Annotated in this window: 18 protein-coding genes; 9 read left to right on the forward strand and 9 right to left on the reverse strand. The window is 59.2% G+C overall.

Features of this window, described 5'->3' with window-relative positions; genetic code table 11:
* The first annotated feature begins 66 nt into the window (after positions 1-66).
* Entirely contained in the window at positions 67-1,185 is a 1,119-nt protein-coding gene (gmd, locus tag NCS03_RS25600) for a GDP-mannose 4,6-dehydratase (RefSeq protein ID WP_175980257.1), read from the forward strand.
* A 70-nt stretch (positions 1,186-1,255) separates the two neighbouring features.
* Here gmd and NCS03_RS25605 read toward each other — a convergent pair whose 3' ends face one another.
* On the reverse strand, positions 1,256-2,275 hold the full coding sequence (locus NCS03_RS25605; protein ID WP_250530065.1) for a phytanoyl-CoA dioxygenase family protein: 1,020 nt from the start codon (positions 2,273-2,275) through the stop codon (positions 1,256-1,258).
* A 379-nt stretch (positions 2,276-2,654) separates the two neighbouring features.
* Between NCS03_RS25605 and NCS03_RS25610 the strand changes: the two genes are divergently transcribed.
* The 4 genes from NCS03_RS25610 to NCS03_RS25625 all read left to right on the forward strand — a co-directional run bounded on the left by NCS03_RS25610 (position 2,655) and on the right by NCS03_RS25625 (position 9,615).
* Positions 2,655-4,094: a lipopolysaccharide biosynthesis protein gene (locus NCS03_RS25610; RefSeq protein ID WP_250530066.1), complete on the forward strand. Its 1,440-nt coding sequence runs from the start codon at positions 2,655-2,657 to the stop codon at positions 4,092-4,094.
* Positions 4,095-4,281: 187 nt separating this feature from the next.
* A complete protein-coding gene (locus NCS03_RS25615) occupies positions 4,282-6,588 on the forward strand; it encodes a GNVR domain-containing protein (protein ID WP_250530067.1) in 2,307 nt (768 codons plus the stop codon).
* Positions 6,585-8,174 (forward strand): endo-1,3-alpha-glucanase family glycosylhydrolase, encoded by a 1,590-nt coding sequence (locus NCS03_RS25620; RefSeq protein WP_051996383.1) that lies wholly within the window; start codon positions 6,585-6,587, stop codon positions 8,172-8,174. The genes NCS03_RS25615 and NCS03_RS25620 overlap by 4 nt, the downstream gene beginning before the upstream one ends.
* Before the next feature lie 28 nt (positions 8,175-8,202).
* Positions 8,203-9,615, forward strand: a complete 1,413-nt coding sequence (locus NCS03_RS25625) for a hypothetical protein (RefSeq protein WP_250458740.1) — start codon at positions 8,203-8,205, stop codon at positions 9,613-9,615.
* 31 nt (positions 9,616-9,646) lie between these two features.
* On the opposite strand, the gene NCS03_RS25630 is transcribed toward NCS03_RS25625, so the two are convergent.
* Both NCS03_RS25630 and NCS03_RS25635 read right to left on the reverse strand, forming a co-directional pair.
* Positions 9,647-10,612, reverse strand: coding sequence for an O-fucosyltransferase family protein (locus NCS03_RS25630; RefSeq protein ID WP_250441348.1), 966 nt, complete (start codon positions 10,610-10,612; stop codon positions 9,647-9,649).
* 39 nt (positions 10,613-10,651) lie between these two features.
* Entirely contained in the window at positions 10,652-11,602 is a 951-nt protein-coding gene (locus NCS03_RS25635) for a GDP-L-fucose synthase family protein (protein ID WP_250458847.1), read from the reverse strand.
* Positions 11,603-11,964: 362 nt separating this feature from the next.
* On the opposite strand from NCS03_RS25635, the gene NCS03_RS25640 reads away from it, so the two are divergent.
* From NCS03_RS25640 to NCS03_RS25650, 3 genes are all read left to right on the forward strand, one after another.
* Complete coding sequence (locus NCS03_RS25640; protein ID WP_250530068.1) at positions 11,965-13,083, forward strand: DegT/DnrJ/EryC1/StrS family aminotransferase; 1,119 nt, start codon at positions 11,965-11,967, stop codon at positions 13,081-13,083.
* A 105-nt stretch (positions 13,084-13,188) separates the two neighbouring features.
* Complete coding sequence (locus tag NCS03_RS25645; protein WP_502801545.1) at positions 13,189-14,691, forward strand: mannose-1-phosphate guanylyltransferase/mannose-6-phosphate isomerase; 1,503 nt, start codon at positions 13,189-13,191, stop codon at positions 14,689-14,691.
* A 35-nt stretch (positions 14,692-14,726) separates the two neighbouring features.
* A complete protein-coding gene (locus tag NCS03_RS25650; RefSeq protein ID WP_250441351.1) occupies positions 14,727-16,103 on the forward strand; it encodes an undecaprenyl-phosphate glucose phosphotransferase in 1,377 nt (458 codons plus the stop codon).
* Positions 16,104-16,140: 37 nt separating this feature from the next.
* Here NCS03_RS25650 and NCS03_RS25655 read toward each other — a convergent pair whose 3' ends face one another.
* The gene (locus NCS03_RS25655; RefSeq protein ID WP_175980251.1) at positions 16,141-16,908 is read right to left on the reverse strand and encodes a class I SAM-dependent DNA methyltransferase; all 768 of its coding nucleotides are present in this window, start codon (positions 16,906-16,908) and stop codon (positions 16,141-16,143) included.
* A 588-nt stretch (positions 16,909-17,496) separates the two neighbouring features.
* Between NCS03_RS25655 and NCS03_RS25660 the strand changes: the two genes are divergently transcribed.
* Entirely contained in the window at positions 17,497-18,486 is a 990-nt protein-coding gene (locus NCS03_RS25660) for a GlxA family transcriptional regulator (protein ID WP_008346313.1), read from the forward strand.
* Positions 18,487-18,595: 109 nt separating this feature from the next.
* On the opposite strand, the gene NCS03_RS25665 is transcribed toward NCS03_RS25660, so the two are convergent.
* From NCS03_RS25665 to NCS03_RS25685, 5 genes are read right to left on the reverse strand one after another with little or no spacing between them, the layout of a single operon-like run.
* Positions 18,596-19,975, reverse strand: a complete 1,380-nt coding sequence (locus tag NCS03_RS25665; protein WP_502801547.1) for an isoxanthopterin deaminase — start codon at positions 19,973-19,975, stop codon at positions 18,596-18,598.
* 30 nt (positions 19,976-20,005) lie between these two features.
* The gene (locus NCS03_RS25670) at positions 20,006-21,343 is read right to left on the reverse strand and encodes a nucleobase:cation symporter-2 family protein (protein ID WP_175980248.1); all 1,338 of its coding nucleotides are present in this window, start codon (positions 21,341-21,343) and stop codon (positions 20,006-20,008) included.
* Between the two features lie 40 nt (positions 21,344-21,383).
* Positions 21,384-22,412 (reverse strand): CobW family GTP-binding protein, encoded by a 1,029-nt coding sequence (locus NCS03_RS25675; RefSeq protein WP_008346316.1) that lies wholly within the window; start codon positions 22,410-22,412, stop codon positions 21,384-21,386.
* A 17-nt stretch (positions 22,413-22,429) separates the two neighbouring features.
* On the reverse strand, positions 22,430-23,005 hold the full coding sequence (locus NCS03_RS25680; protein WP_175980246.1) for a UbiX family flavin prenyltransferase: 576 nt from the start codon (positions 23,003-23,005) through the stop codon (positions 22,430-22,432).
* Positions 23,002-24,387, reverse strand: coding sequence for a UbiD family decarboxylase (locus NCS03_RS25685; RefSeq protein ID WP_250530070.1), 1,386 nt, complete (start codon positions 24,385-24,387; stop codon positions 23,002-23,004). Before NCS03_RS25685 ends, NCS03_RS25680 begins: the two co-directional genes overlap by 4 nt.
* Between the last annotated feature and the right edge of the window lie 2 nt (positions 24,388-24,389).

Here is a 24,389-nt window from a genome sequence, read left to right on the forward strand (position 1 = left end):
AGAAAGCGGCATCAAGACCCTGAGATTGTTGTTCGCATGTGACTTGGCATAAGAGGAGAAGAAACGATGCCGAATAAGGTCGCGCTTGTTACCGGAATAACCGGTCAGGATGGTTCCTATCTCGCTCAATTCCTGCTCGATAAAGGATATGAGGTGCATGGCGTCAAACGCCGTTCATCGCTCTTCAACACCGACCGTATCGACCATCTTTACGAAGATGATCACGTAGCGCAGCGAAGGTTTCATTTGCATCACGGCGATCTCACCGATTCTTCGAGCATCCTGCGTATCATCCAGCGCGTTCAACCGGACGAGATCTACAATCTCGCCGCGCAAAGTCACGTAGCGGTCTCGTTCGAGGAACCCGAATACACGGCCAACGCGGACGGTCTGGGCGCACTGCGAATACTGGAAGCGATGCGCATATTGGGTCTCGAGAAAAGCGCTCGCTTTTATCAGGCATCGACATCCGAGTTATATGGGCTGGTCCGGGAAATACCCCAGCGGGAAACCACGCCTTTTTATCCGCGAAGCCCGTATGCCGTTGCGAAGCTGTACGCGTACTGGATCACGGTGAACTATCGCGAGGCTTATGGCATCTATGCGTGCAACGGCATTCTGTTCAACCACGAATCGCCGGTTCGTGGAGAGACGTTCGTCACGCGTAAGATCACGCGCGCGATTGCTCGCATCGCAATCGGATCGCAGGACTGCCTGTATCTCGGCAATCTGGGCGCAATGCGCGACTGGGGACACGCACGCGATTATGTTCAGATGCAGTGGCTCATGCTGCAACAGCCCGAGCCGGAGGACTTCGTGATCGCGTCCGGCGTGCAATACAGTGTGAGGGAATTCGTGCAACTTGCTGCCGCGGAGCTCGGTATCGTTCTGCGCTTCGAGGGCAGCGGTGTCGACGAGGTCGCGATCGTGGAGCGGATCACCAGCAAGGAATGCCGTGTCGCGCCAGGGACCGTGATTGTGCGTGTCGATCCTCGCTACTTCAGGCCGACGGAAGTAGAGACCCTGCTGGGCGATCCGTCGAATGCTCACGCGAAACTCGGTTGGGCGCCAACGGTGACTTTTCCAGCGCTCGTCAAGGAAATGGTGCAGTCCGATTATCAGATAGCGAAGCGCGATGCTCTGATAACCCTAGCCGGATACCGTGCGCTGGAACATCACGAATAAGCGCGCACGTGCGAGTGTCGACCGGGCCCGCTGGCTTCGCAGCCAGCGGACCTTTGATCGCAGAGTCGGTTCATTTTCCGGCTAACCTGCGGATCAGCGGTCGCAGACCCCGAGGCAGCTTCGCGAATCCCGCGCGTGTCAAGCGGAAGAAAAGATATTCGCCCAGCACGGACATCATCGTTCGATTGAGCGGCGCTGTGTTCATCGAGGTCTTTGGAAAGACGTCATACTCCGAGGGCTGTCCGAATCCGAGGAACATCGACGTTCGTTCGTTGACTTCCGAAATAAATTCCGTGTTCACGATGATGGGCTCGGACTTCTGTATTTCACTGTCAACCTGGAAGAACACGCTTTTCCTGACGAAGTTCCTGTCGGTTACGGGTCTCGCTCGATGAATGCCGTAGGTGTTGTAAATGACGAGCGATCCGCGCGGCATCTTGAAGCTCTTGACGTCCGACGCGAGGTTATCAGCGATGAACTCATCCGTGTAGTCGCTATACGCCTTTTCTCCGGACCAGAGATGCGAGCCCTCGATGTACTGGAACTCGCCGTCGTCGACATCGGAGACATAGAAGATAAAGATGATTCCGGGAATATGAGCGAAGGCTTTGTCGGTCTTGTTGTCGGTATGCCACTGCATGTGGTGCCCGCCGTACGTTTCGTAGTATCTCAGCGCCTTGAGTCTGAACTTGTCGCCCAGATATCCTTCGCAGACCCTGAAAACAAATGATGAGGTCGCGAAGTCGTAGAAGGTCTTCGACACGGCGAGCAGGTTCGTCAGATAGTATTGCTTCTCCCAGAATACACCGGCGACCTTGTTGACGTTCAGGCCCAGCTTCGTTGCAGTCGAATCGTGTTCTATGCGTTCGATGGCCGCTGGTGCAAGGGCGGAAGGAAACGCAAAGTATCCTTTTTGATTCAGCTCTGCGACTACCTGTTCGGGATTGACAGAAAGGAATTCGCGAGTGAAGAGCGCCTTCTCCGTCTGGCTCCACGATAAGCCAGCTCGAACGGAAATGTCAGGCGACGAGTGCTCGATCGCCTCTTCATTGAGACCTGGTTCTGCGGCGTCGAAAGGCAAGCTTGCCATTTGATTCTCCGGTCGTAAGTCGCGTGTCAAGCCGACACGGCACGCGGTGGATCGTCAACAGGCCATACTAGTCGCGCACAGCTCATTGACCGATGCAAGGCGGATGTCGGCAAGGAATTGGCCGAGACAGGGCGAGGTGTGAGCGCTCTCCCGACACATCGACCCGATTCGGCCAACCTCATGGCATATTCCGTCAACTCCGTCATCGGCCAGACGTGCGCTCCTATGCTTCGTGCACGTGCGAAGGTGGTTCACGGGTCGACATGTGCCGCGAGCAGCCAATTTCCGCAGGATCGCGTCGGGCGTGAAACCACCGGGGAGAGGCATGGACGTGACGAAGATCGAATGCGTGCTTGCGATGCTCGACAGAGCCTGAGCGATGCCACCACCTTTGGCCGCCTCGCGCCGTGCCCTCTTCGCGATGTCCTCGCGTCTGTTCGAAATGTTGCCATTCGGCGTCGGCAGATCGGAAGGACGCGACAGGGATCGATATCGGCGAGCTGCGCTTACGATCGCGTGCAACGTCTGCAGTTCCGGCCTGGCGTTCATTGTCCTGATTGCATCCGTCTCGTGGACGCTGCCGTATCTGGGCCAACAACGTTTCGGCGTATGGATGACGTTCTCGAGTCTCGCCGCAACGCTCGCCATGCTCGACTTCGGCATAGGCAATGCGCTGCTCAATCTCGTTGCAGGGGCGCGAGCGAATGAAGATGCTCGGCGCATTCGTGAGCTGATCACACATGGGGTATGGCTGCTCGGCACTGTCGGCGCGATTTGCGGAATCTGTTTGTACGCTGCGCTCCACATATTCGACTTGCGCCTCGTCTTCGGCCATAGCGCTGACGCCGCTGATGAAACGCTGGTGGCCGCGAAGCTCTTTCTCGTTCTAACCTGCCTGAACATTCCTCTCGGTGGAGTGAAGCGTGTATGTCATGGCCTTCAAAGAGGCTGGGAACAGCATATCGTCAGCTCGATCGGTTATCTGATATCGCTGCCGCTCTTGTATTGGTGTTGTCTGCGTCAAGCATCAATTCCGTGGCTCTTGTTCGTCACCTATGGCATTCAGATCTGCATGTCGTCGTGTCTCGTTGTGCGATTGAATCGACAAGGATTGCTCGGCTTGATTTCGGGTGGGGCGCACTCGACGATGTGGACTGATTCGAAGAAGATCCTCAGCATGGGATCGTTGTTTTTCGGACTGCAGGTCGGCGTCATGTGCGCAAGCGGCTTCGACGCGCTCATCGTCGCAAAGTTATTGGGCGTGACGGAAGTCGCGAAGCTCGCCGTCGCACAGCGTCTGTTCCAGTTCCTTACTGTCGGGATCTCGATGCTGACGGTGCCGCTGTGGGGCCTCTATGCCGATGCGAAGGCGAGGGGCGACACGAATTTCCTGTCGATGACGTTAAAGCTGTCGATGCTCGGCACCGGTGCGATCGCCATCGTGACCAGCGGATCGATATTCGCCGCCTCCTCGTGGCTTCTGAGCAAGTGGGTCGGCAACCACCTTAGTATTCCCGTCGCGCTGCTCTGCGCGGTTGCGGTCATGTCGGTAGTCGATGCGTTCGGCAATGCGTTCGGCATCTTTCTAAACGGCGTCGGCGAGCTGAAATCACAACTGGTCGCGGTGTGTGTGAGTTGTGCGCTCGCCTTGTCGCTCAAATTCTGGCTCGTGTCCACATTCCATGAAGTCGCCTGGGTGGTGTGGTCGACGGTGATCGCAAGCCTGGTGTCCGACTACTGCGTGTACCTGTTCCTGTTCAGAAAGCGCATATTCGCGCATCTGAGCGTGTTCGACGACAAAGGTGCGACTTCCGCATAAGCGAACGACCGGCAGGAAAGCGCAGTAACGTCTTCAACCACGATGCCGTTCGCGCCAATGTCTTGCCACATTCGGTCAAGCAAGCCGGCGCAGCGGCGGGCTGGCTACATTCAAGGCTGTCGGAGCGGGTGGAGTATTGGATCGGCTATACGAGCATTCTTTTCTGACGATTGCCGGAGCGCTACAGATGACTAAGGACTTCGCAGACGACGTTGCCTTGCCACGTGGCGATAGCGCGGAAACGGTCACGGAATCGTATATACGGTTTCTGAAGCGCAACTATAAGGTTATCGTCGGGACGACCGTAATCGTTGGCAGCGTCGCGTGCGAGTACGCGATCCTCGCAACGCCGATCTATCAAACAAGCATATTGCTGCAGGTTCAGGAGCCTCCCGAATCGTCGGGCAGAAGCTCGCTCGAAGATGTGTCGTCGCTGTTCGCGGTGAAGCCTCGCGCTGCAGCCGATGTCCAGAAGATCACGTCGCGCAGCGTGCTGGAATCAGCTATCGCACCGATGCATTTGGACATCTCGCTCACTCCGCGTCGCGATATCTGGACTCGCGCGCAATCGAAGTTAGGCGCGGCGTGGCGCAGAATCACCGGCGAGGCCGAGGTAGGCGACGTTCAACCGGGTACGGCTTCAATTGCAGAAGTGCCCGAAAGCCTGCGCAAGAAGGCACTGGAAGTAGTGTCGGAAGGCAACGGACACTATCGTCTTTTAACCCCCGACGGGGAGACATTTAAGGGCAACGTATCGACATTGGAAAACTTCGAGACGAAGCGCGGTGCGATCGCGTTGAAGATCGATGCGCTTCCTGGAGGTGCCGGTCAGGTTTTCGATCTTCGGCGGTTATCGCGATCGGCAGTGGTCGAAAAGCTTCAGGAAAGACTGAGCGTCACGGAGCGAGGGAAAGAATCGAATATCGTTAGCGCATCCCTGGAAGGCACCGATCCGGTTTTCATTCGAAACTTACTTCATGCAATCGGCACGACCTATGTCGCGAGTGAAGAGGCGAGAAGAAGCGCCGACGCACAGAAATCGATGGAGGCGTTGAGCACGGAACTGCCGATACTGAAGGGTCAGATAGAGAAATCGGAGGACCGGTTCAGCCGGTTCAAGAACGAGACGGGCTCAGTCAATCTTAGCGAGCAAGCGAACGTCGTCATCAGACAGCTGGCCGACGTGCAGGCCAAGATGACGGATCTCCAAGTGCAACGGCAGGAACTTCTGCGAAGGTTCACGAAAGACGACAGCACGGTGCTTGCGGTGGATCGGCAAATCACTACACTGAGCGCGCGTGCCACGCAATTGGAAGCCGAAGCGCGAATGTTGCCGGAACTCGAGCAACAGGCGCTTCGGCTTTCACGCGATATCAGCGTCAACAATCAACTCTACGCAGGCTTGCTGGCGAACATGCAGCAGTTACGCTTCATCAAGGCCGGCCGGGTGAATGAAGTACGACTGATCGACGACGCCACGCTTCCTGAAGATCCGATAAAGCCACGGCGATTGCTCATTGTTGTGCTCGGAATTGTTGGCGGCGCTTTTCTGGGAATTCTGCTCGCGCTCGCGAGAAAAGCATGGTCGGGCAAAATCGACGGTCCCGATGATATCGAGCGGCGCACGGGTTTGCCTGTGTTTGTGAGTGGCGCGTTCGGAAACGTAGCAGGGGCCGCATCGTATCGCCAAGGTATCGACGTTGCTCGTGCAGGCGCGAATACCACATCCAGAGCGCCGTCGATCGAGAGCCTGCGTCGATTTTCTGCCATCTTCGAGCATAAGATGCTCGAGTCCGGTTCTCGCATTGCGGTTTTTAGCGGGGTCAATGCGTGGACGGGAACATCATTCGTAGCGGAGCAAGTCGCGGCTCAACTTGCTCAGAGCGGCGCGCGCGTGCTCTTGATCGATGCCGACGCGCGCGCGGGACGCTTATCCAAGAGGCGAAACGCCGGATCTGCGCCCGGGCTATCGGATGTTATCTCCGGGCGCAGCACGTTCGACGAGGTCGTTCGAATCGGCTCCGCAGGTGACTTCGACTTATTGCCGAGCGGAGTGCGAACGGACGGAGTACCTTCCAGCCTTTCGAGGGATACACTACGAAAATCGCTGACATCGGTTGGCGAGCGTTACCAGTTCGTCATCCTTGACGCTGCGCCGGTGCTCAGCGCGGCCGAGACGCTCGTCATGGCGCGGCAGGCGGGTTGTGTGTTCATTGTCGCGCGAGCGAATTTATCGAGAATCGCCGATCTGACAGCTTGCGTCGACGCGTTCGAATCGATCGGCGTTCGGGTAACCGGGGCCGTGCTTAATACCCTGGGCCGCAGAAAACATAACGCGCTGACAGCCGCCCCCGTCGTCGGCGCCGAGTCGTCTTCGACGGCCGGCAACTCGCGCGCTTCGCCGAGCGCCTTCGGCGGCGCTTCACTGACCACGCAACGCGAGGCGATTCGCGACGGCATCGCGCCTCGTCCATCGGGACTTCACGAGACATGAACGATCTGCAAATGTGTAGCGTCGGCCGGGCCGCCGCAGCCCGCGGGTGTCATGACGGATCCCGTCGCGCTGTAGCGGTCTTTGCGCTGGCCTCGGTGGTCTCCGTGGCGTCGACTTCGACGCGCGCCGCCGATCTTACCAGCGCTCAATGGACCGCCTTGCAGAAAAACGCACAGTCGATCGTCGATACGGAATCACCGGCATCGGCATTGCCTTTCACGATAAGCACTGCGCTCATAGGAACCGGGCGTCGACCTATTGTATTTGCTCATTACTTCACTCCATTTCCTCTCTCTATCGATAACCTTCCGGCACGTTCCGATTACTATTGCACGGAGTATCTAAATCGCTCCGGTGAAGGAAGCAAATACGCGAGCGTTGGCGGCTATCTGCGCGACCGGCCCTTACCTTTGGCCCGTTACACCACTAACGTCTATAAGCAGCGCGCCCTGGCCGTGGAGATACTGCGCGCGAGGAAGATTGACATAGACGGCTTCGGCGTAGACCTTCTGCAAATCAACAGCGGCTCGCTATGGGACGACGTGATGCGGGTCTATTCCGTTGCACAGCATGTCGCGCCCGACTTCAAGATTCTGGCCGAACCGGATATGGCGGCGCTCGATGGTGTCAGTGTGTCGGATATGGTCGCGGCCATACGTGTCATTGCAGGACAGAAGAACGCGTATCGAATGGCCGACGGAAGCCTTGCAATTGCGCCGTTCTACGCGGAGAACGTCAGCCAGAATTTCTGGTCGGATGTGATTCGCGGAGCTGCGGCTGCAGGCGTGAACGTCACGTTGATTCCCATTCTCCTCGATCCCGCCAAATCCGCCGACTTTCGCACAATCACGAATTCCTTTTCGTTCTGGGGCGTTCGAACGGTGCCGGAATCGACCGATAAAGGCGGTTGGGAAGATCAGGCGCTTACAAATCTCGAATCGTTCGGTGCAGATATCATGACGCCCGTCGCGCCTCAGGATTCACGGCCAAAAGACTCGGTGTTCTGGGAAGCGCAGAATTCCGCACTCTTTCGGGCGCAGTGGTCTCAGGTGACGTCGCGAGATCCAGCCTACGTGCAGCTCGTCACCTGGAACGACTACTCGGAATCGACTCACGTCTCGCCCTCTGTCGGTACGCAGTATGCCTTCTATGATCTCGCGGCTTACTACATCGAATGGGCCAAGACCGGAAATCCGCCGCCGATCGTTCGGGATAGCATTCTCTACTTTCATCGCAGGCAGATCTTTACGCCGGGCCGGTCTTCGACGCCGGAGACCGCGATGGTCGAAGAAGGCGTCGGCTCAGTCGTCAACGACATCGAAATGGTCGCCTTCCTGACCGCGCCCGCTGTCTTGCGGATAACCTCCGGCGGAACGGACCACACGTCGAATGGCGTGGCGGGCTTGAACGTATTCCGTGTTCCGGCGGTCTCCGGCGTACCGAGCTTCGCCATTATCCGCAATGGAGCCACAGTCGCACAGGTAACGTCGACCACATCGATCGTCTCGGTAGGCGCGGCGCAGGACCCGTTATACATCGGCGGAGGATCGGCGCGCTCGCCCGTAAGTCTGGTATGCAGCCAGTAGCGCGCTCAACAAACGACATGGCGGCCACATGAAAAGCCCGGCGAACGTGGTTTCATATCTTGCATTGGGTATCTTCTTGTTCGCGGCCGAGTTCTATACCCTGGGGATGAGTCCCGGGCATAGCCCGCTGATGCTCGTGTCTCACGTTCTCTTGCTTGGCGTGGTCCTCTTTCACCTCGGCATGCACTTGTTCGACAGCAAGCCGTCGTTTGCGGACGCATCTGTCGTGGTGTTCGAGATAACGTTCCTGATACTCGCACCGGCTCTTCAGTTGGCGCATGACGCGCAAGTGCTCGTGAATACGATGCCCTTCGACGACACTTCGGCGCTGCATGCGAATCTCATATTTATCGTTTTCATTGTCACTTACCTTGGCGCGCGACATCTTCTTCCGCGCACGATTCAAGCGTCGACGGCCCGCGCTTCGGAACCATTGACGATCCGTTATGCGGCGCTTATTCCGGCTCTCGCGATCTGCGTCGTGGCTGCGATGAGCGCATTCAATTTTGCCAGTCAACTGCAGGCCGGCGATCTGGACGGAATCGACGTCACCCCTTTGGACATGATTCGCGCGAAGGTGCTTTTCTTTCTGATCGTGCCCGTGTTCATTCTTATCGTGTTGCATCGTCCTCGTCGAATCGGACTGGTGTGGATTGCGCTCGCGCTTTTCGCGTTCGTCTTGCTACTCATTTGCCAGAATCCGCTGACGGAAAAGCGAAACGCACTCGGTCCCATCTATCTGACGCTGCTCGCATTGGCGTTTCAGCGGCACCTCAAGAGTCCATCCCGAGTGTTCTGGGCAATCTTCGTTTTGAGTGGACTGTTTTTTCCTTTTTCCGAGTTGTTCACGAACAGCAGAATCGATAAGTGGCCGCTTTCTTGGGCCACGATAGAGAGCTTCTTCGAGGAGCACTTCGCATCCACGACCTATGACGCGTGGGCCAATACGGAAGCCATTGTGGAAATGGTGAGTCGGGAAGGAATCAATGCGGGCAGGCAGCTCGCGGGCTCCCTGTTGTTTTTCGTTCCACACACTGTCTGGCCCGACAAGCCTCTGGCGACCGCGATTCTGGTGGGCGAATATCTGCAGCGAAATTACAGCATGTGGTTTCTAAACCTTTCCGCGCCGTTGCCTGCCGAAGGCTATTTCGATTTTTCGTGGGCGGGCGTCGTAGCTTATGGTTTCTTGCTGGGTTATTTCTCGCGCCGCGCCGACGCGTTGGTCGAATCGCCGATACCGCTTCGGCGAGCGCTGGGATGCTATCTGTCGTTCTACGTTGTGTTCGTCCTGCGCGGGTCATTGATGGTCGCGGTCGCTTACGTGGTGCCCGTTCTCGTCACGTTTCAACTCGTGTCCGTGCTCCTCACATCGCGAGAGAACAGACGCGCCGAGCCGCGCACGGCGAGGCCGCTCTATAGCGGTATGGCACGTCGAAAGTAACCTCTCCCCGGTTTAGAGAACGGTGAGTGCTTCAGGCGGGGACGCCGCTCATGTTCTGCTCTTGCCCAATCCAGATCTGACTGTCGGGAAACCAGAACTCTCTGGATTTTGGCGGCGCAGCCAATGTCACTGGCAAGTCAGGATTGAATATTTTTGACCAGGCCGACAGATAGGACGGCATCTTCACAAGATGGCCGCAGTTCGAAAGCAGCAGACTCGATACCAGCGCTTCTCGTCCGATCTCCAGCCCGGGATGACCGCTGAAGTGCACTGGCTTATCGCCGTTGGATAACAGTTTCGCGGGCGCGACATTGATCGGACGCTCGAACGGCCACGCACTGAAGAATTCGATGAAAGCCGGCTCGTCGCTGGAAACAAATATGTTGGTCAATTGCGGGTTGAGCATGAGCGTCTTATCGACAAGCCGGCAGAAATCGACCCACGGAAGCGTCACCGCTTCAAACTTCTTGTCAGTGCCTCTGAAGTGCACGCCCAACGTGGAGGCGCTGATCCCGAGTCTTGCGCAGGTCGATTCGACTTCTTCGCGGATGTGCGCCGCGGGCCGGTAATACGAGCGGAACAGATCGCTCGCGCTTCGCAGACGAAGCGCTGCGTCATACCGTTGCCGGAAACCCAGTTGAACCGGATCGCGCACGGTGGATGTCCGAACCTTATGCGACGTGGCGTGCCCGTTCTCCGGCCGGACGCTTTCGAAGAGCGCCGAAAACCAGTCGATCGTTCCTTTCACATCGCCGTACAGGCCGCCTCGGGCCGAAATTCGCGGAGTCAGGCGGTTCTCTTCACAGTGCATAAGGATGAAGAGAACCATTTGCATGATCGCGAAGAAGCCGCAGTTTTCCCTGATCTCGATCGAAAACACACCGTGATTCTGCCGCTGCCGTGCAAACAACATCGCGCGGCTGGGCGCGGCAAGCGAGTACTTGAATGTTTCACTACGACGCAGTTTCCTCAATTGATCCACCACCATGCGAAACATATTCGATTCCTGTTGATTATGTTCGCGTGAATACCAGCGTCACGCGTCGACGTACCCGGTGCGCTGTGCGTTCTTCGTGAAGTCGGCATAAGTGGCCGCGATGCCTTCTCTGAGCGAGATCGTGGGCGTCCAGCCCAAAGCGGATAGCCTGGATACATCCAGCAATTTCCTCGGCGTGCCATCCGGTTTCGAGGTATCGAATTCCAGTGAGCCCTGAAAGCCTACGACGTCGCAGACGAGGCGGGCGAGGTCCGCGATTGCTATGTCGCGTCCACATCCGATATTGAACATGCCCTCGGCGTTATGGCTGTCGAGCAACGCGAATACCGCCGACGCCAGATCGTCGACGTGCAGGAATTCCCGTTTCGGCGAGCCCGATCCCCAGACGGAGATCGATTGGAGTCCGTTCAGCTTCGCTTCGTGTGCCTTTCGGATCAGCGCGGCCAGAACGTGCCCGTTCTGCAGATCATAGTTATCGTTCGGACCGTACAAGTTCGTAGGCATCACCGAGATATACCGCATCCCATGCTGGCGGTTATATGCCTCACACAGCTTGAGCCCCGCAATCTTGGCGATTGCATATGCCTCGTTGGTCTGCTCGAAGGCGCTCGTCAGCAGATATTCTTCCTTGATGGGTTGAGGGCAATACTTCGGGTAGATGCACGACGAACCGAAGAAGACCAGCTCGGGCGTGCGCTTCTTGAAGGCCGCGTGGATGACATTCGTTTCGATGACGAGATTCTCATAGAGAAACGAGGCCGGTTGAGTGGAGTTGGCGTGTATGCCGCCGACCTTCGCAGCGGCGAGCAGCACGACATCGATGCGCTCGTGCGCAAAGAAATCGGCCACAGCGCGCTGATCGAGCAAGTCGAGTTCCTGTCTGGAACGGGTAACCAAATGGTGATAGCCGCGACTGGCGAGATGCCGGAGAAGGGCCGAGCCGACCATGCCCTTATGCCCGGCAATAAATATCCGAGAGCCTTTATTCATGTTGGTGCTCAATCGTCCATTGATGTGCGTTGATCGGAACGTGAGGCCCGATGTGCGATTGCCAGATTAGCGAGGCATTCGGTCAATCATCAGCTTGTGGCGGACGTTGGCAAGGTATTGTCGCGACCGGGCTTTCTCGTCATCGATGACGCGGCCGCCATCTATGCGCCATGGACGGCTCATTACCCGCGAGACCCGCCTCAGCCAACGTCATGGCAGATTCGGCCACCCCGCCTGGCGCGGCTTTCCCCAATCCTATGCTGCGTGAACGCATGCAGGCCGTTACGGGATCGATTCGTCCTTGAACGGACCGGCTCAGACGAGCCATCAAGCATCGATCTTGACACCAGGAGAGGGACCTGATGATTCCAGTAAACGAACCCCTGCTCGAGGGAAACGAGAGGACATACCTGAACGAATGCATCGAAAGCGGCTGGATCTCGTCGGACGGCGTATTCGTCGAGCGCTTCGAACGCGCAATGGCTGCATATGTAGGCCGCAAGCATGCGATCGCCGTCGCAAACGGAAGCGCGGCGCTCGACGTCGCCGCCGCTGCACTGAGTTTCGAGCCGGACGATGAAGTCATCATCCCCACGCACACGATCATCTCCTGTGCGTCGGCGATCGTTCGAACCGGCGCGCGACTGCGGCTCGTCGATTCGAATGCGGATACATGGAACATGGACGTAGCGAAAATCGAAGCGGCCATCACGCGCCGCACGCGCGCGATCATGGCCGTACATACCTTCGGCTTGCCGGTCGACATGAAGCCGGTGCTGGACGTCGCGAAGAAGTACGGCCTGGCTGTGATCGAAGACGCGGCGCAGGCTATCGGGCTCACCTATGAAGGAAAGCAATGCGGCAGCTTCGGCGATATCTCCTGCTTCAGCTTCTACGCGAACAAGCACATCACGACGGGCGAAGGCGGCATGATTCTCTGCGACGACGATGCACTGGCGGCGCGCGCGAGGAGTTTGCGAAATCTTTGCTTCAAGCCCGAGAGGCGGTTCGTGCATGAGGAGCTAGGCTGGAATTATCGTATGAGCAGTCTTCAGGCTGCGGTCGGGCTTGCGCAGTTCGAGAAGCTCGATGAACGCATCGCGAGAAAGCGCGCACTGGGGCGGCGTTACGAAGGGCTTTTGCATGATGTAAGGGGCCTGGAACTTGCTCCTGTTGCGTGTTCCTATGCCGAGAACATCTATTGGGTGTTCGGCGTGGTGCTGGATGATCGCCTGCCCATCGGCGCGGACGAAGCACGCGCAATACTCGCCGATGCCGGCGTTAGCGCGCGGCCATTCTTCTGGCCCATGCACGAGCAGCCTGTATTTCGCAAGCAAGGGTTATTCGAGGGCGAAAGTTATCCGGTCGCCGAGCGCATGAGCCGGCGCGGTTTCTATTTGCCGAGCGGACTTGCACTAACCGAAGCGCAGCAGGATCAAGCGGTGGCCGCGGTCCGGAACATGATGGCCGAGTATGTCTAGAAACTCCGCAAGCCATGCTCGCGGACATTGCCTGCTTCATATGACCGTCATCAGTCACATCGATGATGGGTCGTAACACCACGGAGTGCAGCCATGGAGAATGCAATGCGTTCGACCGACTCGATGTCGATGGCCAACGCGCTAGCGCCGCATATGCAGTCTTGCCGTCGCATTGTGCCGGTCATACTCGCGGGAGGATCGGGCACGCGCCTCTGGCCGATGTCGCGCGAGCAGTTTCCGAAGCAACTGATCGGCGTGGTCGGACGTGACTCGCTGCTTCAGGCTACCGTGTTACGAATGGACGGATTCTCCGGCGACTTCGACGTCGATATGCATCCGATCATCGTGTGTGGCGAAGAGCATCGTTTCACGACCGAGGAACAAGTGCGGTTATGCGGCGTCGATGCGCGGATCATTGTCGAGCCCGCGCGTCGTGATACTGCGCCCGCACTGACGCTCGCGGCGCTTGCGGCCGTCGAAAGAAACGAAGACGCGATTCTCGTCGCGATGCCTTCCGATCATTCGATCGCCGATCTTGGCGCGCTGCATGAAGCGATATCGATCGCCGCGGACTACGCCGATAGCGGAATGATCGTGACGTTAGGGGTTCCGCCGACGCGTCCCGATACCGGCTTCGGCTATATTCGTCTCGGCGAAGCGCTGGAGAAGGGTGCTCATCTTATCGACCGCTTCGTAGAAAAGCCTGCCGCCGAACTCGCCGCGCAATACCTCGCTGCACAAACATACTGGTGGAACAGCGGCATCTTCGTCGTTCGCGCGAGCGTGTGGCTCGATGCCCTGGCGCATCTCAATGCCGATATGCATGCGACATGCACGGCGGCACTGAAAGACGGCAAAGCCGATGGCCATTTCTTTCGTCCGTGTCCGAATCAGTTCGGCCGTGTGCCTTCCGATTCGATCGATTACGCGGTGATGGAGCATATCGGCGACGCTGGCTCGCCTTGCAACGGCGTAGTCGTGCCGCTGTCGGCGGGATGGTCAGACCTGGGATCGTGGGACGCAGTATGGGAGGCCATGGAAAAGGACGGCTTGGGCAATGTCGGAAGCGGCCGCGTGGTCTTCGAAGGCGCGACGTCGAGCTACGCGCGCTCCGATGGCGGACGGCTCGTCGCGTGCGTCGGCACGTCGAACGTCGTTGTCGTCGATACCGACGATGCCGTGCTGGTCGCCGATCGCTCGCACGCGCAGGACATCAAGCGCCTTGTCGCGCGCATCCGCGAACAGCATGCGCCCGAGGCCGAAACGCATCGCAAGGTTCGTCGTCCATGGGGCTTTTACGATTCGATCGAACATGGCGAGCGTTTCCAGGTCAAGCGCATCGTCGTGGCGCCTGGCGCACGACTTTCGCTCCAGATGCACCATCATCGTGCGGAGCATTGGGTCGTCGTGCGCGGCACCGCGCTCGTCACGCGCGGGGACGATCAGTTTCTGTTGTCGGAAAATGAATCGACCTACATTCCGCTCGGCGTCCGGCATAGGCTGGAAAATCCGGGCAAGGTGCAGCTCGAGATCATCGAAGTTCAATCGGGTTCGTATCTCGGCGAAGACGATATCGTGCGGCTGGATGACTGCTATGGCCGTATCTGATGTTATCGACAAAGCTCACGAAGGCGGGGCATGACATGCGCGATATTCAAGGATTGCTGGCAAGGCTCTTCGATGTCGCGATGGTCGTCGGAGGGGCCACCGTTGCATCGCGGATCAGGTTCGACAACATCGCCGAACCGGGCTATTACGTGCCGTTCGTGGCCTTTGCTGCGGCGTTTTCGCTCGTATTGTTCCCGGGCTTCGGCGTATACGAGTCGTGGCGCGGGCGCAGCAAGCTCGTGCTGACGAGCCGCGTGTCGCTCTCATGGCTCGTGGTGCAGGCGTGCGTCCTCGTGCTGATGTTCTCGCTGCATCGGCTCGATGATGTCTCGCGCCTCTGGTTCGCGTACTGGACTGCGATGTCGGGCGCGCTGATGATCGTGGGCCGTCTCGTCACGCATGCGGTGCTCGCGCGCATGCGTCACGCCGGGATGAACTTTCACGACGTGGCGGTCGTCGGTTGCGGGCGGCATTGCGAGTCGATCATGAAAAGAATCGAGCGCGCGAGCCATTCGGGTTTTCGTACGGTCGCGGTATTCAACGCATCGCCCGAATTGCCGATAACTTCAACAGTGCCGGTCTTCGAAGATTTTGACACCTTCGTGCGCCACGCTCGCGAGCAGCATGTGCATGAAGTCTGGCTTGCACTGCCGCTATCGCAGGAGAAAGCCATTCTGCGGTTCGTGAATGAGTTTCGCGACGATCTCGTCAACGTGCGATTCATTCCCGACGTGCGCAGCCTGGCCCTCTTCGAAAGCGGCGTGAGCGATTTGCTCGGGGTGGCGGCGATCAATCTCGTCGCTTCTCCGCTTTCGCAAAGAGCGCTATTGCAGAAGGATGTTTTCGACCGGCTGTTCGCGCTCGCGGCGCTCATCGCGGTCGCGCCGCTTCTGATCGCTATCGCAATCGCGGTCAAGCTTAGTTCGCCCGGGCCCGTATTCTTCAGACAGCGGCGCAAGGGCGCGGATGGACGCGAATTCACCATCTACAAGTTCAGGTCGATGCGCCTGCATATCGAACAGTCCGGCATGCTGAAACAGGCTACGCGCAATGATCCGCGCGTGACGCGTGTCGGTGCGTTTCTCCGGCGCACGAGTCTCGACGAGCTGCCGCAATTCTTCAACGTCCTGCTCGGCGACATGTCGGTCGTGGGACCGCGTCCACATGCGCTCGAACATGACGATCTCTACCAGAAAGTCGTGCAAGGTTATATCCATCGATACCGCATCAAACCGGGCATCACCGGATGGGCGCAGGTCAATGGCTTTCGTGGGGAAACGGACCGGATCGAAAAGATGGAGGCGCGCGTGGCCCATGATTTGTACTATTTGGGAAATTGGACTTTCGCACTCGATATGCGGATCATTGCCGCGACGGTGTTCAAGGGTCTGCGCGGGGCCAACGCTTACTGAAGCGTAAGTATCGCGCCCGGCGTGCGCGATGCAGGCATCATCTCTTTCTCGCGACGAAGGTCGCCGACAGATCGGCGGCGCTAAGTTCGCCGCCCATCCATCTCACGCTGTCGAGCACTTCGAAGCCGCTGAGATCCAGCATCAACTCGACTTCAGGCTTGAACATATAACGCATGACGTGCGTCTCGAGAACGGTTTCGACGCATTGCGTCTTTCCGTCCGTCATCATGATGGTGTAGTTGACGGTGACGGTATTCTCATGAGGACGCATCAGCGGTTCGGCGATGCGGATTACCGCGGTTTCATCGCTCGTGGCGCGCTTGATGCGAACCTTGGGCGGGTCGGCCAGCACGGCGGGACCGTACCAGCAATCGAACAGAAAGAGTCCTGAGCGCGGCAGATGAGTCGCTGCGGTGTGGCACATCGCCATGAAATCGGCGTTCGTCGTCTGATAGCTTGCGACATGAAACAGCGAGACGACCGCGTCATATAGCTCTTCGGTGCGGACGCTTCGCGCATCGCCCTGCTGAAACTTCAGTCTCTTCGCCACCGTGCCCGGAAGTGAAGTCCGCCTCGCATCGGCGCGTGCCAGCATGTCGAAACTCATGTCGATGCCGGAAACCGAAAAGCCGGTGGCCGCAAGCTCTGCCGCGTGGCGTCCTGTCCCGCAACCGAGATCCATAAGATGGCCGCTGACTATTCCATATCGACCGAGCAGGTCGGTGACGAACGCGGCCTCCGCCTTGTAGTTCTTCTCGTGATAGAAAAGATCATAGTATTGCGAGTATCGCGTGCTGAAACTCATGTGAGCCACTCCGAATTAGAGTTGGTGCCCAACGCATGTCCGCGCAATGGCGCATTCGTCCAGGTGACCGAAGCGCCGCTCGATAACAAGTCTCACTTGACGTTCCGGTTCAAGACAGAGCGTAGCCTTCGCACGAATCGCGACTTCATGCGTGACGGAATTCGGCAAGATGTTGGCCGGGCCGCCTGTGCAGGCCGCGAGGCCGGTTTTGACAAGGCGATGACGGAAATAGAAGTTATGTTTCGGAGATCATCGAGTCTTCGATCCCGGAGGATGAAGGTGGTCCGAATAGGTCATTCCGCAACACAGTCTTTTGTTTAGGCGCCGCGAAACGACATAGTTCGAACTCCGTATTAAGCGCCTTTCCATAACTTTCATGCACTTATTTTCAAACAGCCGAAGAGATCGAACAGTCGTGTTGTTATCGCGGCCGAACGCGCCGATCTCGGCCAAAACCATGCTTTTCGCCGCCATGGCGGAAAGAACGGATGCAATAGGAAACTACGCTCCCGAAATAGTACGGAATCGACGGCATTGGTACGGCTTGCGATCCGCAGACCTGCAACCGAAACATAGGAAGATAACGCCATGTCGAACGTTACAGCCTTCGGCGATGCAGAGTCGAGCGGTCTCTATCATGCAGCGGAAGAGAGAAGCACAAAGCTCATAGGAATCATGTTGTATGACGGATTTTCTCTTTTGGGCGCTGGAACGCTTGCCGAGGCGCTTCATATCGCCAACGAGTTGCAATCCGCTATCCTGAGCAATGGCGTGACCTATAGCGTTCGTCTCGTCTCCGCCCGCGGTGGCGCGATAGCTTGTTCATCGTCGGTCTGTGTGTGGACCGAGCGCTTAGGTGGCCAGCGCTTTCAGGGCTTCGACGCGCTATACATTGCAGGCGGCGCTGGCGTGACGCGCGCAGCTGCGGATGAAAGTCTCCTCGAGTCATTGAGGATCGCGTGTTCGCAAAGCGGCGCGGTCGGTTCGCTCGGCAATGGCGACGCGCTGCTCGCCGCCGCGGGCGTCGCCCGGCGCGACTGGGCTTCGATGGGACGCGGCGTATGGGCTGGCGGAACATTGAAAAGCACGACGTCGACCGAACGCGGCGATGCGCTCGTCAACTCGCTGGCGCTGGTGAAGCGCGATCTCGGCTATGACATCGCAACGGCTTTGGCAGACCGGCTGGCCTCGTCCAACGATCAGCATCTGCCAATCATGCTGAGTACCATCGGCACGACGACGCTCGCCGAGAAAGCGCAGGAATCCGCGCGCTGGCTGGAGCGCAATTGCGGCCGTCCCATCTCCGTCGGCGACGCGGCTCGCACCGTTGCGATGAGCGAGCGCAACTTTCTGCGGCTGTTCAAGCGTGAGATCGGTCTGACGCCTTCGCAATATCTTTTGCGTGCGCGTCTCGATTTGAGTTGCGAATTGCTTATTAAAAGCGATTTGCCGATCGACAAGATTGCGCGCAGGACCGGTTTGACCAATGGCGAAAGATTTTCGAAGGTATTCAGAAAGCAATTTCTGATGTCGCCAACGGAATACCGGTCTCGAAAGAAGAGCGGTGACGCAGTGTGATCGCACGTTTCGCGCTTCACAGGCGCAGCCGGAATCACTTCCTCCAACTCGATAGCGCAGGCATATCCACGTCGGGCGGAAAGCGCATCCTAACCATGGCAATGTTCCTCTAATCTTCCAACAGCACTTTCACGCCCTCGGCGGCTTCGTGTCGCAGGGCGTCGAGATCGAGGCCCGGGATCACGCCGTCATCGACGACCACGCGGCCGTTCACGATGTTGTAGCGAACGCGAGCCGGCTCGCCCGATGCCACGGGCGCCACGGCGAGATCGTGATAGCCATAGAAGCGCGGATCGTCGATGTCATAGAGAACGAGGTCCGCCGCCTTGCCGACTTCGAGCGTGCCTACTGCATCGAGACCGAGCACGCTTGCGCCGCCCGCGCTGCCCCAGTGAATCGTCTCCTCGATCGTCGTCGCCGATGCGCCCTGCGCCGCGCGATGCACGAGCCACGCGAAATGCGCCTCGTTGATCATGCTGCCCGATTCGTTCGACGCGACGCCATCGACCCCGAGCGACATCGGCACGCCCGCCGCGGACATTTGCGGTGCGGGGGCGATGCCGCTGCCAAGCCGCGCGTTGCTCATCGGGCAATGCGAGCAGCCGCTGCCGGTCTCCGCGAGCATCGCGATCTCGCTCGCTTCGAGATGCACGAGATGCGCGAACCACACATCGGGTCCGAGCCATTCGTGATCGGCGACGAATTCGACCGGCAACTTGTCGAAGCGCTCGCGGCAGAAATCGACATAACGTTGCGTCTCCGAAAGATGCGTGTGCATGCGCAAGCCCATGCCGCGTGCCGCGCGTGCGATCTCAGGCAGAAGATCGGGCGGCAGAGAGAAGGTCGGCGTCGTCGGCGCAACGACGACGCGGCGCATCGATGTCGCGCGGGCATCGTGATAGCGCGCCTTCAGGCGTTCGATATCGGCAAGCATCTGATCGAGCGTCTCGGGCTTTAACGCGACCTTCGAGAAGCCCGGATGATCGCCTGCCGCCTGCAACGCGCCGCCACGGCACAACACGAAGCGCAGGCCGAACGACGCCGCTTCGTCGAAGAGCAGATCGCCTGTTTCCGTGGTGCCTTCGGCGTGATAGAGATAGTGATGATCTGCGCACGTCGTCGCGCCCGACAAAAGTAGTTCGGCCATGCCGAGGCGTGCAGCGACACGCGCGAGGTCCGGCGTGAAGCGCGCGAGTCGCGGATACGGCACCGCGGCGAGCCATTCCTGCAGATCGGCGTTGATGCCTGAAGGCACCGCTTTCAGCAGGTTCTGGAACAGGTGATGATGCGTGTTCACCCAGCCTGGATAGGCGACGCACGAGCGCGCATCGATGACGCGTTCGTCGTCGCGCGCGTCGAGATTCGGCGCAATGGCGCGGATGACGCCATCGCGGATGCGAATATCGACGTTGCCGAGCCGTGCGGCGTCGCCACACAATCCGCTCATCACCGCGACGGGATGTTTGATTAGTAATGCTTCGTTTGAGATGTTCATGAACGCTTGTCCTTTCAACACGTTTTACTCGCGCACCATGCTGGGCGCAGGTACGACGTCTTCCTCATGTGCGCCGTTGAGCACGGCGTTCAGCACGACCGACACGAGACACGCGAGCACGACGCCGCTGTGCACGAAGGGCTGCGTCCAGTCGGGCATCTGCTTGAACACTTGCGGCGCCATCACCGGGATGAGCGCGGTCGCGATCGTGAAGCCGACGATCAGCACGTTGTAGCGGTTGCGCTCGAAGTCCACTTTGGAGAGCGTCTGCACCCCCGCCGCGACCACGACGCCGAACATCGCGATGCCCGCGCCGCCGAGCGCAGCGGCAGGCGTCGATGCGACGACCGCGCCGATCTTGGGCACCAGCGCGACGACGCACATCAGCACGCCGCTCACCGCCACGACCCATCGGCTGCGCACGCCTGTCAGGATCACGAGTCCCACGTTCTCCATGAATGCGATGAACGGGAACGCGGCGAACATTCCGGCTATCGCGCTCGCGAGACCATTCGCGCGCATGCCGCGCACCGCGTCTTCCTCGCTGATGTTCTTGTCGACGATATCGCCGATCGCGACGAAGAGACCCATCGATTCGATCATCTGCACGACCATTACGACGATCATCGTCAGAACGGGCACCACGGAGAACACGGGCATGCCGAAGTGAAACGGCAACGGCATCGTGAACCACGGCGCGTTGGCGACGTTGGCGAAGTCGCCCATGCCGAGCGAGCAGGCAAGCACGCTGCCCGCGACAAGTCCGATCAGCACCGACAGATTGCGCAGGAACGCATTGGCAAAGCGGTTGACGGCGAGAATCACGAGCGCGACGAACAACGCGACGCAAAGGAACGGCAACGCGCCGAAGTGCCGCGCGTTCTCACCGCCGCCCGCCCATTGATACGCGACCGGAAAGAGCTGCAGTCCGATCACGGTGACGATGCAGCCGGTCACGACAGGCGGAAAGAAACGCCGCAAACGTCCGACGAGCGGCGCGGCGAACATCGTGAACACGCCCGCGCCGATCACCGCGCCGCACACGCCCGCGAAGCCGACGCCGGGGCTCAGGCCGATCGCGATGACCGGTCCCACGCTGCTGAACGCGACGCCTTGCAGAATAGGCAGACGCACGCCGAACTTCCATACGCCGACGGTTTGCAGCACCGTCGAGATGCCCGAGCAGAAAAGCGCCGTGCTGATGAGCACGGTGGTGTCAGCGGGCGACATCTTCAATGCGGATGCGACGATCAACGGCACGGCAATCGCGCCGATGTAAGCGACGAGCATATGTTGCAGGCCGAGCGTGATCATCTGCCGCTTGGGCAGGATGCGATCGACGGGATGTTGGTCGGTGTTCATCAACGTGTCTCCTGATTATCGTTATCGGCGGCTGCGTTCGTCAGGCCGCGACAGGCACCGCAAGGCAGGCATGAAAGCGCTCGGTCAGCGCGGCGCGGTCGAGTTCGCGTCCGATGAACACGATTCGGCTCGAACGCGGCTCATAGCCCCACGCCTGCGCCGCGCGCAATTCGATGATGTCGTGCACGCCTTGCAGCACGTAGCGATACGGCTGTCCTTTCACGGCGAAGATGCCCTTCATGCGAAAGAGGTTCGTCGCATCCGATGCGCGCAGTTCGGCGAGCCACGCTTGCAGCGCGTCGAGTTCGATATCGGCATCGACTTCGATGCCTACCGAGCTCACGCTTTCGTCGTGGTGATGATCGTCGTGGTGGTCATCGTGATCGTCGTCCGCTTCGACGAGCTGCTGCGCGAACTCATTCGCCCCCACGCCGAGAATCGTGTGCAGATCGATCTGCGCAAAACTCGATTCGACGATTTCAGCCGTTGCGTTGAGCCCGCGCAGCCGCTCTTTCAATGAAGCGATGTCCTGCGCCGTCACGAGGTCCACCTTGTTGACGACGATACGATCCGCGCACACGATCTGATCGACCGCCTGGTTGTCGCGGCCGTCGAGCACGAGATCGTCCAGATGCGCGGCGATATGCTTTGCATCGACCATCGTCACGACGGCATCGAGGGTCACGCGTTGCGCAATCGGATCGTCGATGAAGAAGGTCTGCGCGACAGGATACGGATCGGCGAGCCCGCTCGTCTCGACGATGATGTGATCGAGCCGCTCGGGCCGCTCCACCAGCATCCTCACGATGCGCACGAGGTCTTCGCGCACTGCGCCGACGCAGCATACGCATCCGTTCGTCATCTCGTAGATCTCTTCGGTCGATTCGAGCACGAGCCCGCCGTCTATGCCGACTTCGCCGAACTCGTTCTCGATCACCGCGATCTTGTGTCCATGCTTTTCGCGGAGGATGTAGTTGAGCAGCGTGGTTTTGCCCGCGCCGAGAAAGCCGGTCAGCACCGTGACCGGAATCTTCTGGAACGCGTTATGAGTCGTATGGATGTGAGTCATTGCTTGTCTCCTTTGAGTCAGTCAGCTTTATGTTCTTTCCAGCGTCGAACCACGTTGCAATCGAGGCCGAAGAGATCCAGCACGCGGCCGAGCGTGTGATCGATCATCTCGTCGAGCGAAGCAGGGCGCGCGTAGAACGCGGGCACCGGCGGCGCGACGATGCCGCCCATTTCGGTGACGGCGATCATGTTGCGCAGATGGGCCAGCGTGTACGGCGTTTCGCGTGCCAGCAGCACGAGCGGGCGTCGCTCCTTGAGCGTGACGTCGGCGGCGCGCGAGATGAGGCTCGATGAAAGTCCGCCGGCGATTTCGGCGAGCGTCTTCATCGAGCACGGCGCGACGATCATGCCGAGCGTGCTGAACGAACCGCTCGAAATGGCGGCGGCCATGTCATCGCATCGATAGGTGAAGCTCGCGAGCGCGTTGACATCGGCGAGCTTGTGTTCGGTCTCTTGCTGCATCGTCAGAAGCGCGCTGCGCGAGATCGTCACATGCGTTTCGATGTCGAGTTCGCGCAGCAATTCCAGAAGGCGCACGCCGTACGTGAAGCCCGATGCGCCGCTGATACCGACCGCGATGCGCCGCGTGCTCATCGTGCGGCTCCTTTCAGAATGGCGGCTGCACGTTGCATCGCATCTTCGCCGATGCGCGCACGTATGCCGTCGAATTGCGAGCCGCGCGTCGCGTCGATGCCCATGCGCGATGTGGTGCCTTCGACGGACGACGAAGGATCGAGCGGGCTGCCCGGCAATCCGCCGACGATGAACACATCGTCATGCGGTTGCGCATGTGCCGCGATCGCCCAGAGCACTTGCGAGTCGTCGGTTATGTCGATATCGCCATCGACGGCGACGACATGCTTGAGATACGGATCCCAGCCCAGCAACGCGAGCATGATCTGACGCGCTTCGCCATCGCGCGTCTGATTCAGCGCCACATAGCAATGAAAATGCGTGCCGGAGTTCGGGTAATGCAGCGCAGTGACCGCTGGAAAGCGCGCCTTCAGCTTCTCGCTCATTTCCGCTTCGCGCGGCAGACGAGCGAGCGTGAGATGCTCGGCATACGGACCACCGACGACATCGACGAGCCATGCATCGCGGCGGCGCATCATCGTATCGACGCGCATAACGTTGTTGGTCGAACGGTCCGACGAATAGCCGGTGAACTCGCCGAACGGACCTTCATCGGCGCGCGCATCGGGATCGATCGTGCCTTCGAGCACGAACTCCGCGGCCGCCGGCACGCCAATGCCATAACGCGGCGTGCGTACCAGTTCGAGCGGTGCGCCGAACAGTCCGCCGGCGAGGGCGCGCTCGTCTGTGCCGAACGGCACGCGCGATGCCGCCGCGAGCATGAACAACGGATGCGCGCCGATGACCATCGCAACCTTGAGCGTGTCGCCGCGCGCCTTCGCCGTCTGCAACATGCGCCACAGATGACCGCGCGAATGCAGGCTCGTTGCGAGCGCGTTCCTCGCATGAAGCATCGAACGGTGATAGCTCATGTTCGCGATGCCGGTCACCGGATCTTCGGCGACGATTACCGCGTTCGTGATGTACGCGCCGCGATCGGTGGCGAAGTGGCGAATCATCGGCACATGCGCGAGATCGACCGCGTCGGCTTCGACGACTTCATCGAGCACGGGACCGCGCGCGACATGCAGCGGCGCGATCGGTGCATTCGCGCGTTGCTGATAGGCGGCGAAGAGGCCGCGCGCATCGACATCGAACAGACGGGCGATACGCTCGCGCGATGCGAAGAAGTTGGTCGCCAAAGGCGTTGCGATACGTTCGACGTGCTCGCATACGAGCATCGGATGCTGCCCGCGCGCGGCAAGCGCGGCGACGATCGCGGTGACGTCCTGATCGGCGGACAACTGTTGCGTGAGCGTCAGCACATCGTGGGGATATTGCTCGCGATAGGCGTGCGCAAAGCAATGAAAGTCCTGCGTGGCGCGAAAGAGGTTATCGGCCATCG

It is taken from the genome of Caballeronia sp. ATUFL_F1_KS4A, from assembly GCF_023630905.1.
GTDB lineage: Bacteria > Pseudomonadota > Gammaproteobacteria > Burkholderiales > Burkholderiaceae > Caballeronia > Caballeronia zhejiangensis.

Bases quoted from the DNA above. Each gene is read 5' to 3' on its own strand.
- NCS03_RS25635 (WP_250458847.1), bottom strand. From the start codon at position 11,602: ATGAATAAAGGCTCTCGGATATTTATTGCCGGGCATAAGGGCATGGTC.
- NCS03_RS25630 (WP_250441348.1), bottom strand. From the start codon at position 10,612: ATGTTTCGCATGGTGGTGGATCAATTGAGGAAACTGCGTCGTAGTGAA.
- NCS03_RS25640 (WP_250530068.1), top strand. From the start codon at position 11,965: ATGATTCCAGTAAACGAACCCCTGCTCGAGGGAAACGAGAGGACATAC.
- NCS03_RS25685 (WP_250530070.1), bottom strand. From the start codon at position 24,387: ATGGCCGATAACCTCTTTCGCGCCACGCAGGACTTTCATTGCTTTGCG.
- NCS03_RS25615 (WP_250530067.1), top strand. From the start codon at position 4,282: ATGACTAAGGACTTCGCAGACGACGTTGCCTTGCCACGTGGCGATAGC.
- NCS03_RS25680 (WP_175980246.1), bottom strand. From the start codon at position 23,005: ATGAGCACGCGGCGCATCGCGGTCGGTATCAGCGGCGCATCGGGCTTC.
- NCS03_RS25625 (WP_250458740.1), top strand. From the start codon at position 8,203: ATGAAAAGCCCGGCGAACGTGGTTTCATATCTTGCATTGGGTATCTTC.
- NCS03_RS25610 (WP_250530066.1), top strand. From the start codon at position 2,655: ATGCCACCACCTTTGGCCGCCTCGCGCCGTGCCCTCTTCGCGATGTCC.
- NCS03_RS25620 (WP_051996383.1), top strand. From the start codon at position 6,585: ATGAACGATCTGCAAATGTGTAGCGTCGGCCGGGCCGCCGCAGCCCGC.
- NCS03_RS25605 (WP_250530065.1), bottom strand. From the start codon at position 2,275: ATGGCAAGCTTGCCTTTCGACGCCGCAGAACCAGGTCTCAATGAAGAG.
- NCS03_RS25650 (WP_250441351.1), top strand. From the start codon at position 14,727: ATGCGCGATATTCAAGGATTGCTGGCAAGGCTCTTCGATGTCGCGATG.
- NCS03_RS25675 (WP_008346316.1), bottom strand. From the start codon at position 22,412: ATGACTCACATCCATACGACTCATAACGCGTTCCAGAAGATTCCGGTC.
- NCS03_RS25645 (WP_502801545.1), top strand. From the start codon at position 13,189: ATGCGTTCGACCGACTCGATGTCGATGGCCAACGCGCTAGCGCCGCAT.
- NCS03_RS25670 (WP_175980248.1), bottom strand. From the start codon at position 21,343: ATGAACACCGACCAACATCCCGTCGATCGCATCCTGCCCAAGCGGCAG.
- NCS03_RS25660 (WP_008346313.1), top strand. From the start codon at position 17,497: ATGTCGAACGTTACAGCCTTCGGCGATGCAGAGTCGAGCGGTCTCTAT.
- NCS03_RS25655 (WP_175980251.1), bottom strand. From the start codon at position 16,908: ATGAGTTTCAGCACGCGATACTCGCAATACTATGATCTTTTCTATCAC.
- gmd (WP_175980257.1), top strand. From the start codon at position 67: ATGCCGAATAAGGTCGCGCTTGTTACCGGAATAACCGGTCAGGATGGT.